We start from the raw sequence: 13,397 nt of genomic DNA on the forward strand, positions 1-13,397 counted from the left end.
ATTTAGAGAGAGAAGGAGAACCATCATGACGTTAGATAATAATCAATCTTTAGTAAAATCCATGTCCATTTTTCTCATCCCGCTTTTGCTAAGCAATATTTTGCAATCGATCGGACAATTAGTGTCGATTGTTCTTGTCGGAAGATGGATTGGAGAGGATGCAGTAGCTGCCATTTCTGCATTCTTTCCGCTTTTCTTTTTACTCGTTTCTTTTTCCATTGGAATTGGATCAGGAAGCTCGATCCTTATTGGACAGGCCTATGGAGCAAAAAATGAACAGAAATTAAAAGAAATCATTGGTACAACGCTTTCATTCACTTTTTTGATCGGCGTATCTTTAGCGATCATTGGAGGTTTTTTCGCAACAGACATCTTAAACCTCATGGGAACACCTGCTAATATCGTGGAGGAAAGTGCGGCTTATGCCAGAATTTTATTTATCTCAATGCCGATCTTATTTCTTTATTTTGTTTATACAACATTCTTGCGGGGAACAGGGGATTCGAAAACACCTTTTTATTTCTTAATGATTAGTACGGCAACGAATATTCTGATGCTGCCAATTTTATTATTTGGCTGGCTGGGACTGCCGGCGTTCGGCTTATATGGCGCTGCGTATGCTTCTGTGATTTCAACAATTGTGACGTTTATCATTCTACATATCTACTTATATAAGACAAAGCATCCGCTTCGTATTGATGCATCGGTGAGAAAGCATTTATTGATGAAAGGGGATCTATTAAAAACGTTATTAAAGCTCAGTATCCCATCAAGCATTAATATGATCCTTATTTCTTTATCAGAAATTGCCGTTATTTCTTTCGTCAACGATTATGGATCGCAGGCGACAGCTGCCTATGGTGTTGTCAATCAAGTCGTGAGTTATGTGCAGATGCCGGCAGTGAGTATTGGCATTGCGGTCTCAATCTTTGCAGCACAATTCATTGGTGCAGGAAATATGAATCGACTGAAAGATGTCATTAAAATTGGGTTAGGACTTAACTTCGCCATAGGCGGATGTATCATTATTTTCGTTTATATTTTTGCACCGCAGATTTTATCTATCTTTTTAACAGATCCTAAGACGATAGACATTGCATATAGTTTGGTCGTCATTACACTATGGAGCTATCTCATTTTTGGAACGGCCCAAATTGTTGCAGCCACAATGAGAGCAAGTGGGACAGTTCTTTGGCCAACGATCTTTAGTATTTGTTCAATTTGGCTTGTAGAAGTACCAGTCGCTTATGTGCTATCACACTATACATCCCTTGGCATTAAAGGAATATGGATTGGCTACCCTGCTGCGTTTTTTGTTAACTTACTCCTCCAATACAGCTACTATCAGCTCGTATGGAAGAAAAAACAAATTGTATCGCTTGTTCAATCATAATGTAAAGGTGTAAAGCAGCATATACATACGAAGATCTATCACTTTTAAGGAGGCCGGATCTTCTATGTTTTTGAATCAAAGAAGTGAACTAAGCTCGCACAATATTGGTGACTTTTCTTATGCCGGACCAGATTTCCAAGTGTTGACATGGGGGGAAGGGACGACATTACATATTGGGAAGTTTTGTTCCATCGCGAACGAAGTGAAAATTTTTCTAGGCGGGGAACACCGTACAGATTGGGTCACAACGTATCCATTTAATCAAATTTTCAAAGAAGCTGCACATATTAAAGGACACCCAAAATCGAAGGGGGATGTTCATATTGGACATGACGTATGGATTGGATATGGTGCGACGATTATGTCCGGAGTATGTATAGGCAACGGGGCCGTGATCGGAGCAAATAGTGTGATCACAAAAGATGTGCCTCCATATGCAATAGCCGCAGGAAATCCCCAGCAGCTCATGAAATATCGATTTTCATCCGAAATAATCAAAAAACTGCAGTTATTAGAATGGTGGAATTTAGAGTTTTCAATCATCCAATCTATTTTTCACCTTTTGCAGTCTCATGATATTGAACGTTGTATAACTTTAATAGAAGATATAAAAAAGAAAGGCTGAGAAAGCCTTTCTTTTTTCGTTTAGCTTAGCCGTATAATGGTCAAGGCTGCTCCTGCAGCACCACCTCCACCAACTAAAATAGCTGTAACAACCGCCCCAAAAAACTGCAGTGAAATGGTATTACCAGCTGTTAAATTAACAATAACAGTGTTGTTGATAAATGAAGTGGAGATAACAGGTGATTGAACAGAACCAGAAACAGTAGTTGTTCCATTTAAAAGCAAACGTGTATTAATCAAAAGAGCTGTAGTGGTGTTGACTTGATACGTAATATAATATTTACCAGTTTGCAGAACGGTAAAAACAGTACTTGTGCCGTTTGCTGTAAAACCAGTAATGTTTTGAAAGTTTGGCAGAGGAATATTCGTTCCACTGGCTACAGTAACAATGGTAGGTCCAGAACTATTAGCAGCATAAAGTGCAGTATCTGTAAAACCACCTGTTCCGGTTGCCCCAGTGACACCCGTAACACCTGTCACGCCAGTAGGTCCAGTTGCACCTGTAATGCCTGTGGCGCCGGTAGGGCCAGTAGCTCCGGTGATACCTGTGGCACCGGTAGGACCAGTAGCTCCGGTAGCCCCGGTAATACCTGTGGTGCCGGTAGGTCCGGTTGATCCAGTGCTACCCGTAGTGCCGGTAGAACCAGTTGCCCCAGTAATACCTGTCACGCCAGTAGGACCCGTAGGTCCAGTGATGCCTGTGACGCCGGTAGGACCTGTTGGTCCAGTGCTACCTGTAGCCCCGGTAGAACCAGTAGCTCCAGTGACACCCGTTACGCCGGTAGGAGCAGTAGGTCCAGTGACACCCGTTACGCCGGTAGGACCAGTAGCTCCGGTAATACCCGTTGCGCCAGTAGGACCGGTATCTCCAGTGATACCCGTTACGCCAGTAGGTCCGGTTGATCCAGTATTACCCGTTGCCCCGGTAGAACCAGTAGCTCCAGTATTACCCGTTGCCCCGGTAGAACCAGTAGCTCCAGTAGCTCCAGTGGCTCCGGTGCTACCCGTGGCGCCAGTAGGCCCCGTAGCTCCGGTGATGCCCGTTGCCCCGGTAGAACCAGTTGATCCGGTGATACCTGTTGTGCCAGTGATACCTGTTGCGCCAGTAGGACCGGTTGATCCAGTTGAACCGGTGGCACCAGTAGGTCCGGTATCTCCAGTGATACCCGTGACGCCAGTAGGACCAGTAGCTCCAGTGACACCCGTCGCACCGGTAGAACCAGTTGATCCGGTGATACCTGTTGTGCCAGTGATACCTGTTGCGCCAGTAGGACCGGTTGATCCAGTTGAACCGGTGGCACCAGTAGGTCCGGTATCTCCAGTGCTACCCGTTGCGCCAGTAGGTCCGGTATCTCCAGTGCTACCTGTGACGCCAGTAGGGCCAGTATCTCCAGTGCTACCTGTTGCACCAGTAGGTCCGGTATCTCCAGTGCTACCCGTTGCGCCAGTAGGACCTGTTGGTCCAGTGCTACCTGTAGCCCCGGTAGAACCAGTAGCTCCAGTGACACCCGTTACGCCGGTAGGACCAGTAGCTCCAGTGCTACCCGTTGCGCCAGTAGGTCCGGTTGATCCAGTATTACCCGTTGCGCCGGTAGAACCAGTAGCTCCAGTGACACCCGTCGCACCGGTAGAACCAGTTGATCCGGTGATACCTGTTGCGCCAGTAGGACCGGTTTCACCCGGTGCTGCTAAAAGTGTGTAATCTGGTGACGTATCTGGCGTACCTGAAGGTGGTGCAAAATCCACAAGATAAGTACCACCACCATAAGTGACCACTTGCCCTACTGAATATGTTGGTGCCATTACAGGATCATAAGCTTCAACACCACTTAATCCAATCCCAGTAGGACCTGTTGGTCCAGTGATACCTGTTGCGCCAGTAGAACCAGTATCTCCAGTGATACCTGTCGCACCGGTAGGCCCAGTATCTCCAGTGATACCTGTTGCACCAGTAGGACCAGTAGCTCCAGTGCTACCTGTGGTGCCAGTAGGTCCAGTAACTCCAGTATTACCTGTGGCACCCGTAGGTCCAGTGGCTCCGGTGCTACCCGTTGCGCCAGTAGGTCCCGTAGCTCCGGTGATGCCCGTTGCCCCGGTAGAACCAGTATCTCCAGTGCTACCCGTTGCGCCAGTAGGTCCAGTGGCTCCAGTGATACCCGTCGCACCGGTAGAACCAGTATCTCCAGTGACACCCGTCGCACCGGTAGAACCAGTATCTCCAGTGCTACCCGTTACGCCAGTAGGACCTGTTGGTCCAGTGACACCCGTCGCACCGGTAGAACCAGTATCTCCAGTGATACCTGTCGCACCGGTAGAACCAGTATCTCCAGTAATACCTGTCGCCCCGGTAGGCCCAGTATCTCCAGTGACACCCGTCGCACCGGTAGAACCAGTATCTCCAGTGATACCTGTCGCACCGGTAGAACCAGTATCTCCAGTGACACCCGTCGCACCGGTAGAACCAGTATCTCCAGTGATACCTGTGACGCCAGTAGGACCAGTGGCTCCAGTGATACCTGTTGCGCCAGTAGAACCAGTATCTCCAGTGATACCTGTCGCACCGGTAGGCCCAGTATCTCCAGTGATACCTGTTGCACCAGTAGGACCAGTAGCTCCAGTGCTACCTGTGGTGCCAGTAGGTCCAGTAACTCCAGTATTACCTGTGGCACCCGTAGGTCCAGTGGCTCCGGTGCTACCCGTTGCGCCAGTAGGTCCCGTAGCTCCGGTGATGCCCGTTGCCCCGGTAGAACCAGTATCTCCAGTGACACCCGTTACGCCGGTAGGACCAGTATCTCCAGTGCTACCCGTTGCGCCAGTAGGTCCGGTTGATCCAGTATTACCCGTTGCGCCGGTAGGACCAGTAGCTCCAGTGCTACCCGTTGCGCCAGTAGGTCCGGTTGATCCAGTATTACCCGTTGCGCCGGTAGAACCAGTATCTCCAGTGCTACCCGTTGCGCCAGTAGGACCTGTTGGTCCAGTGATACCTGTAGCCCCGGTAGAACCAGTATCTCCAGTGACACCCGTTACGCCGGTAGGACCAGTAGCTCCAGTGCTACCCGTTGCGCCAGTAGGTCCGGTTGATCCAGTATTACCCGTTGCGCCGGTAGAACCAGTATCTCCAGTGCTACCCGTTGCGCCAGTAGGTCCAGTGGCTCCAGTGATACCCGTCGCACCGGTAGAACCAGTATCTCCAGTGACACCCGTCGCACCGGTAGAACCAGTATCTCCAGTGCTACCCGTTACGCCAGTAGGACCTGTTGGTCCAGTGACACCCGTTGCGCCGGTAGAACCAGTATCTCCAGTGACACCCGTCGCACCGGTAGAACCAGTTGATCCGGTGATACCTGTTGCGCCAGTAGGACCGGTTTCACCCGGTGCTGCTAAAAGTGTGTAATCTGGTGACGTATCTGGCGTACCTGAAGGTGGTGCAAAATCCACAAGATAAGTACCACCACCATAAGTGACCACTTGCCCTACTGAATATGTTGGTGCCATTACAGGATCATAAGCTTCAACACCACTTAATCCGATCCCAGTAGGACCTGTTGGTCCAGTGATACCTGTTGCGCCAGTAGAACCAGTATCTCCAGTGATACCTGTCGCACCGGTAGAACCAGTATCTCCAGTGATACCTGTGACGCCAGTAGGACCAGTATCTCCAGTGCTACCCGTTGCGCCAGTAGGTCCAGTGGCTCCGGTGCTACCCGTTGCGCCGGTAGAACCAGTAGCTCCAGTGCTACCTGTGGCACCAGTAGGTCCGGTTGATCCAGTATTACCCGTTGCGCCGGTAGAACCAGTATCTCCAGTGACACCCGTCGCACCGGTAGAACCAGTAGCTCCAGTGACACCCGTCGCACCGGTAGAACCAGTAGCTCCAGTGCTACCCGTTGCGCCAGTAGGACCTGTTGGTCCAGTGATACCTGTAGCCCCGGTAGAACCAGTAGCTCCAGTGACACCCGTTACGCCGGTAGGACCAGTAGCTCCAGTGCTACCCGTTGCGCCAGTAGGTCCGGTTGATCCAGTATTACCCGTTGCGCCGGTAGAACCAGTATCTCCAGTGACACCCGTCGCACCGGTAGAACCAGTTGATCCGGTGATACCTGTTGCGCCAGTAGGACCGGTTTCACCCGGTGCTGCTAAAAGTGTGTAATCTGGTGACGTATCTGGCGTACCTGAAGGTGGTGCAAAATCCACAAGATAAGTACCACCACCATAAGTGACCACTTGCCCTACTGAATATGTTGGTGCCATTACAGGATCATAAGCTTCAACACCACTTAATCCGATCCCAGTAGGACCTGTTGGTCCAGTGATACCTGTTGCGCCAGTAGAACCAGTATCTCCAGTGATACCTGTCGCACCGGTAGAACCAGTATCTCCAGTGATACCTGTGACGCCAGTAGGACCAGTATCTCCAGTGACACCCGTTGCGCCAGTAGGTCCAGTGGCTCCGGTGCTACCCGTTGCGCCGGTAGAACCAGTATCTCCAGTGCTACCTGTGGCACCAGTAGGTCCGGTTGATCCAGTATTACCCGTTGCGCCGGTAGAACCAGTATCTCCAGTGACACCCGTCGCACCGGTAGGCCCAGTAGCTCCAGTGCTACCTGTTGCACCAGTAGGACCAGTAGCTCCAGTGCTACCTGTGGTGCCAGTAGGTCCCGTATCTCCAGTGCTACCCGTAGTGCCGGTAGAACCAGTTGCCCCAGTAATACCTGTCACGCCAGTAGGACCCGTAGGTCCAGTGATGCCTGTGACGCCGGTAGGTCCAGTAACTCCAGTATTACCTGTGGCACCCGTAGGTCCAGTGGCTCCGGTGCTACCCGTTGCGCCAGTAGGTCCCGTAGCTCCGGTGATGCCCGTTGCCCCGGTAGAACCAGTATCTCCAGTGCTACCCGTTGCGCCAGTAGGTCCAGTGGCTCCAGTGATACCCGTCGCACCGGTAGAACCAGTAGCTCCAGTGATACCTGTGACGCCAGTAGGCCCAGTAGCTCCAGTGCTACCCGTTGCGCCAGTAGGACCTGTTGGTCCAGTGACACCCGTCGCCCCGGTAGAACCAGTATCTCCAGTGCTACCCGTTGCGCCAGTAGGTCCGGTATCTCCAGTGCTACCTGTGACGCCAGTAGGGCCAGTATCTCCAGTGCTACCTGTGGCACCAGTAGGTCCGGTATCTCCAGTGCTACCCGTTGCGCCAGTAGGACCTGTTGGTCCAGTGCTACCTGTAGCCCCGGTAGAACCAGTATCTCCAGTGCTACCCGTTGCGCCAGTAGGTCCAGTGGCTCCAGTGATACCCGTCGCACCGGTAGAACCAGTATCTCCAGTGACACCCGTCGCCCCGGTAGAACCAGTATCTCCAGTGCTACCCGTTGCGCCAGTAGGTCCGGTTGATCCAGTATTACCCGTTGCGCCGGTAGGACCAGTATCTCCAGTGCTACCCGTTGCGCCAGTAGGACCTGTTGGTCCAGTGCTACCTGTAGCCCCGGTAGAACCAGTAGCTCCAGTGATACCTGTGACGCCAGTAGGCCCAGTATCTCCAGTGCTACCCGTTGCGCCAGTAGGACCTGTTGGTCCAGTGACACCCGTCGCCCCGGTAGAACCAGTATCTCCAGTGCTACCTGTGACGCCAGTAGGGCCAGTATCTCCAGTGCTACCTGTGGCACCAGTAGGGCCAGTATCTCCAGTGCTACCTGTGGCACCAGTAGGGCCAGTATCTCCAGTGCTACCTGTGACGCCAGTAGGGCCAGTATCTCCAGTGCTACCCGTGGCGCCAGTAGGACCTGTTGGTCCAGTGCTACCTGTAGCCCCGGTAGAACCAGTATCTCCAGTGACACCCGTTACGCCGGTAGGACCAGTAGCTCCAGTGATACCCGTTGCGCCAGTAGGTCCGGTTGATCCAGTATTACCCGTTGCGCCGGTAGAACCAGTATCTCCAGTGACACCCGTCGCACCGGTAGAACCAGTTGATCCGGTGATACCTGTTGCGCCAGTAGGACCGGTTTCACCCGGTGCTGCTAAAAGTGTGTAATCTGGTGACGTATCTGGCGTACCTGAAGGTGGTGCAAAATCCACAAGATAAGTACCACCACCATAAGTGACCACTTGCCCTACTGAATATGTTGGTGCCATTACAGGATCATAAGCTTCAACACCACTTAATCCGATCCCAGTAGGACCTGTTGGTCCAGTGATACCTGTTGCGCCAGTAGAACCAGTATCTCCAGTGATACCTGTCGCACCGGTAGAACCAGTATCTCCAGTGATACCTGTGACGCCAGTAGGACCAGTATCTCCAGTGCTACCCGTTGCGCCAGTAGGTCCAGTGGCTCCGGTGCTACCCGTTGCGCCGGTAGAACCAGTAGCTCCAGTGCTACCTGTGGCACCAGTAGGTCCGGTTGATCCAGTATTACCCGTTGCGCCGGTAGAACCAGTATCTCCAGTGACACCCGTCGCACCGGTAGAACCAGTAGCTCCAGTGACACCCGTCGCACCGGTAGAACCAGTATCTCCAGTGACACCCGTCGCACCGGTAGAACCAGTATCTCCAGTGACACCCGTTACGCCGGTAGGACCAGTAGCTCCAGTGCTACCCGTTGCGCCAGTAGGTCCGGTTGATCCAGTATTACCCGTCGCACCGGTAGAACCAGTATCTCCAGTGACACCCGTCGCACCGGTAGAACCAGTATCTCCAGTGACACCCGTCGCACCGGTAGAACCAGTATCTCCAGTGCTACCCGTTGCGCCAGTAGGACCTGTTGGTCCAGTGCTACCTGTAGCCCCGGTAGAACCAGTATCTCCAGTGACACCCGTTACGCCGGTAGGCCCAGTATCTCCAGTGCTACCTGTGACGCCAGTAGGACCAGTATCTCCAGTGCTACCCGTTGCGCCAGTAGGACCTGTTGGTCCAGTGCTACCTGTAGCCCCGGTAGAACCAGTATTTCCAGTGCTACCTGTGACGCCAGTAGGGCCAGTATCTCCAGTGCTACCTGTGGCACCAGTAGGGCCAGTATCTCCAGTGCTACCTGTGGCACCAGTAGGGCCAGTATCTCCAGTGCTACCTGTGGCACCAGTAGGGCCAGTATCTCCAGTGCTACCCGTGGCGCCAGTAGGACCTGTTGGTCCAGTGCTACCTGTAGCCCCGGTAGAACCAGTAGCTCCAGTGCTACCCGTTGCGCCAGTAGGACCGGTATCTCCAGTGCTACCCGTTGCGCCAGTAGGTCCGGTATCTCCAGTGCTACCAGTCACGCCAGTAGGACCTGTTTCTCCAGAAGCAGCCAAAAGGGTATAGTCGGGGGAAAGTCCTGGTATTCCTGATGGAGCGTCAACATTGGCAATGTAAGTACTGCCATCAAACGTGACCACTTGCCCTGCATCGTAATTTTGTGATTGTGAGGGATTAAACGGAAGGGCGCCGGTTAACCCGCCAGCAGGTCCAGTAGGCCCGGTTGGTCCAGGGGGACCTGCTGGGCCTGCCGGGCCTCTTGGTCCAGATCTTTGATTTGGTTTTGATTGTTTTTTTCCTTTTGCAATGTGGCAAGGTTGATTCCCTTGAGATATATTTTGTTTTAAATATTCTTGTTTAATGAATGGACAGTCTTTTTTTCGAGGACGGTCATGACGTGATCTTTTGTAATGAGGCTGTTCATGGTATTTACCGCAAAAGGGACATTTGTGTTCGAATTGATTGTACAAATTGCCCATCTCCTAGAATTGATATTTCATTCTATGTGCAAATTCTCAAATTGGAAGTAAAACCTAGAAAATCATCATTTCGAAAATCATCGAATCAAATTATTTAAATCTTTCATGGATTTATGTTATGGTGTTGAAAGTATAAAAATAGTATGATTTTTGACAGAAATGGGGACATCATTTATGAGTCAATCAGTTTTACAGGGCAAAACCTATTCCGTTTTAAATTTATCCTCTGTGACAGAAGGCGGCACCATTAAAGAATCTTTTGAGCGTAGCATGGATTTAGCAAAAAAAGCGGAGAAGTGGGGCTATCATAGATACTGGCTGGCAGAACACCATAACATGGAAGGGGTTGCGAGCTCTGCAACGTCCGTTTTAATTGGATATATTGCGGGAGGAACAGAAAAAATTCGAGTAGGATCTGGTGGGATTATGCTGCCAAACCACTCTTCACTTGTCATTGCCGAACAATTTGGCACACTTGAGACATTGTATCCGGGGAGAATTGATTTAGGTCTTGGCCGAGCACCAGGGACGGATCAGTTAACAGCAAGAGCGCTTAGACGTAATCTTCATAACGGAGAAGATTTCCCTGAGCAGCTTGAAGAACTTCGTCAATATTTCAAGCCGACCGGTCAGGTTAAAAAACATGTAAGAGCCGTTCCAGGAGAAGGCCTGGACATTCCAATTTGGCTCCTTGGTTCAAGTGGTTTTAGCGCCAGACTTGCAGGAGAACTTGGATTGCCATTTGCCTTTGCAGCACATTTCTCACCTAAAAATACAATTCCCGCGTTAGAGTTGTACAGACAGTCATTTAGGCCTTCTGATGTGTTAAAAGAGCCTTATGCAATGGTCGGTGTGACGGTTTTTGCTGCAGATCAAACAGAGCGGGCTGAATATTTGGCAACCTCTCATTATCAGCGGTTTTTAAGTCTTATTCGCAACACACCAGGAAAACTGAAGGCACCTGTCGAGAGCATGGACGGTCTTTGGAGTCCATATGAAAAGGCGATGGTGGATGAACAATTAAGCTCGACTATCATCGGGGATAAAGAAAAGGTGAAAACAGAATTAGAAGCCTTTATTGAAGCTACTCAAGCAGATGAAGTGATGATTAATTCGGATATGTTTGACCATCAAGAAAGAATGCGTTCGTATGAAATCATCGGGGAGATCTTTCAAGAGGCACAAGAAAAATAAACAAAAAAAGAACTGCACAGCGCAGTTCTTTTTTATTTATGCTTTTGTAAAAATGCGAAATGGTTGTCCGATTGGCAGAACAATACGGCCAAAATGTGTATTAAGCACAACAGCTGCAGAACCATAAAATGAAAGCAGGGAAATGATCAATTCTGCAATACCTGCCATGGTATGAGTCACATCGTACATCACACCAAACGTGCTAAGGGAAAGACCAATGAATAAGAAATCAATAAAGACGAAAATCAAAAATAACACTTTATGTGTTTCCATTGCACCAATCGTCATAAACAAGCTGAAAATCAAATAACCAATAAACGCAAAGCCTAGCTGTTTTGGATCTGCTGCTCCCGCAAGCGTTTTCCCAAAAACGCCGGCTTGAATGAGCCAAGTCGTTCCAACGCCCATCCAGAAAAGACCGAATGCGCCAAAAGCAGTGGCTCCAAAAATATTATGATGCTTTGAATCTTGTATGGACGCGATCAGCTGCGCGATTCCTCCAAGGAAGATAGCCCAAGGTAAAATAAGGGAAGTGCCATCTGTGATTCCTAGTTTTTGTGAGGACGCAACGAGCGTCACCATTGCTAAACCAAACAAACCAAGTGGTGTTGGGTCTGCAATTGATAATCGAATTGCTTGAACATTCTGTTTTTCCATAATGACCTCCTACAATTTGCACTTACAAAAGATACTCGAATTCGATAGAAACGTCAAGCTCTTTTTTAGTAGACACTTGCATCGTCTTCCAAATAAATCTATATTTAATACATATCAAATGTGATAGAAAAAGAGGGATAATATGAGTAAAGGCTTATCTGGAAAAACGATTGCCATTTGTGGAACGAGAAAAACAGAAGAAATGCGTACACTTGTCGAAAAGCAAGGAGGACAAGCCGTTATTCGCTCTCTTCAAGGAACCGTATTTTTAGCAAAAGAGGAATTAAAGCCAGGCATAGAGACCTTTGTGAAACGAGGGGCCGACTGGGTGATCTTAACAACAGGCATCGGTACAGATACATTGATTGAGAGTGCAGAAGAGCTGCAGCTTGGTAATGAATTTATGAACATTCTATCAAATGCCCATATTGCTTCAAGAGGGTACAAAACCTTTGCTGCGCTGAAAAAACGCGGGATTCACCCGGAGGTCTCTGATGAAGACGGTACGGTTCGTGACTTAATTTCAAAACTTGAAGACAAGGAGTTTCAAGGCAAACGTGTAATGGTTCAGCTTCATGGTGAAAATGCACCAGCTCTCATTCAGTTTTTACATGACAAGGGGGCAGATGTTTTGCCGCTTTTACCATATCAGCACACACCTCCTGAACCAGAGGCTGCTGAAACGCTGCTGCAAGAAATGAAAGATGGACAAGTTCATGCCGTCTGTTTTACAACCGCTGTCCAGGTTCACGCCTTTTTCAAACTAGCCGCAGAATGGGGCAGAAAAGAAGAATTGCAAGCATTATTCGAGCAGGACGTGCTGGCAGTAGCTGTCGGAAAAGTCACTGCTGAAGCTTTAAAAGAAGAAGGAATAGACCGAATTCTTGCTCCATCACTTGAGAGAATGGGTGCAATGATTATAGAATTATCTCAATATATGAAAAAACAATCAGCACACATATAAAAAAACGCCTTTCACCAGATCAGTGAAAGGCGTTTTTGTTAGATTGTCCGTTTTCGATTCGTCCGAATTTTTTTGAGTACAAAATAGAGAACAATCAGGACAATAGCAATGACCATAATAGGGGTTGTATAAGTATGAGCAACACTTTGAATATGATCCCATTTTGTCCCAAGCTGCATGCCAAGATAGATAAATAGGATCGACCAAGGGATGGCAGCTAATCCTGTCAAGAGAACAAATTTTAAAAAAGGCATCTTGGCAATACCCGCAGGAATCGAGATGGCATGGCGAACAACAGGGATAAAGCGCGCGGTAAAGACTACACCGGTTCCATACCGATCAAACCAGCGCTCTGCAGTCGCGATATGATGTTCATGGATGAATAAATACTTTCCATACTTTGTTAAAAAAGGTCGTCCGCCGTACAGACCGATCCAGTAAATAAAACACTGGGCGAGCGTACCACCGATGACGCCGGCAATCACAGCTCCTACAAAACCAATTGTGCCTGTTGACACCATATATCCGCCATAGGCAAGTACAATTTCACTCGGAATGATTTCAATCATCAGCCCTAGTGCTACACCTACATAACCAAGGCTTGTCAGCCAGGTCAAAATTTCATTAAAAAAGGTTCCCATTCATTTCACTCTGCCTTTAAATACGATTTTTCTTCAAGCATCCTTATAAGAGCCTATGCTTGTTTTGCTTTTCTCATGAGTATGCTTTCTATATATGCCAGCATGGCTTGCGGCTCATAAAGACACCACTGAACCGGGCTTTTTCACCAAGTCTATGTTGGCAAGCTCTTATCTAGCAGATTTTATCATACCATATTTGCCGGCATCTAGACGATCTACTTGCTATATG

7 protein-coding genes are annotated in these 13,397 nt (G+C 49.2%); 4 read left to right on the forward strand and 3 right to left on the reverse strand.

What is annotated here, in order from left to right; all coding sequences use genetic code 11:
* Positions 1-25 precede the first annotated feature (25 nt).
* Both V6Z54_RS16895 and V6Z54_RS16900 read left to right on the forward strand, forming a co-directional pair.
* Positions 26-1,393, forward strand: coding sequence for an MATE family efflux transporter (locus V6Z54_RS16895; RefSeq protein WP_338527513.1), 1,368 nt, complete (start codon positions 26-28; stop codon positions 1,391-1,393).
* Positions 1,394-1,457: 64 nt separating this feature from the next.
* Positions 1,458-2,018 (forward strand): CatB-related O-acetyltransferase, encoded by a 561-nt coding sequence (locus V6Z54_RS16900; RefSeq protein ID WP_041085605.1) that lies wholly within the window; start codon positions 1,458-1,460, stop codon positions 2,016-2,018.
* A gap of 20 nt (positions 2,019-2,038) precedes the next feature.
* Here the strand turns inward: V6Z54_RS16900 and V6Z54_RS16905 are convergent, their stop codons facing one another.
* On the reverse strand, positions 2,039-9,703 hold the full coding sequence (locus tag V6Z54_RS16905; RefSeq protein ID WP_338527514.1) for a hypothetical protein: 7,665 nt from the start codon (positions 9,701-9,703) through the stop codon (positions 2,039-2,041).
* Between the two features lie 183 nt (positions 9,704-9,886).
* Between V6Z54_RS16905 and V6Z54_RS16910 the strand changes: the two genes are divergently transcribed.
* On the forward strand, positions 9,887-10,906 hold the full coding sequence (locus tag V6Z54_RS16910; RefSeq protein WP_073979952.1) for an LLM class flavin-dependent oxidoreductase: 1,020 nt from the start codon (positions 9,887-9,889) through the stop codon (positions 10,904-10,906).
* A gap of 36 nt (positions 10,907-10,942) precedes the next feature.
* On the opposite strand, the gene V6Z54_RS16915 is transcribed toward V6Z54_RS16910, so the two are convergent.
* Positions 10,943-11,563, reverse strand: a complete 621-nt coding sequence (locus tag V6Z54_RS16915; RefSeq protein WP_024425703.1) for a GPR1/FUN34/YaaH family transporter — start codon at positions 11,561-11,563, stop codon at positions 10,943-10,945.
* A gap of 142 nt (positions 11,564-11,705) precedes the next feature.
* On the opposite strand from V6Z54_RS16915, the gene V6Z54_RS16920 reads away from it, so the two are divergent.
* Positions 11,706-12,527, forward strand: a complete 822-nt coding sequence (locus tag V6Z54_RS16920) for a uroporphyrinogen-III synthase (protein ID WP_041085360.1) — start codon at positions 11,706-11,708, stop codon at positions 12,525-12,527.
* A gap of 38 nt (positions 12,528-12,565) precedes the next feature.
* Here V6Z54_RS16920 and V6Z54_RS16925 read toward each other — a convergent pair whose 3' ends face one another.
* The gene (locus V6Z54_RS16925) at positions 12,566-13,168 is read right to left on the reverse strand and encodes a DedA family protein (RefSeq protein WP_041085362.1); all 603 of its coding nucleotides are present in this window, start codon (positions 13,166-13,168) and stop codon (positions 12,566-12,568) included.
* Positions 13,169-13,397: the final 229 nt, after the last annotated feature.

Source organism: Bacillus sp. MAG717A (assembly GCF_036884855.1).
Lineage (GTDB): Bacteria > Bacillota > Bacilli > Bacillales > Bacillaceae > Bacillus > Bacillus safensis.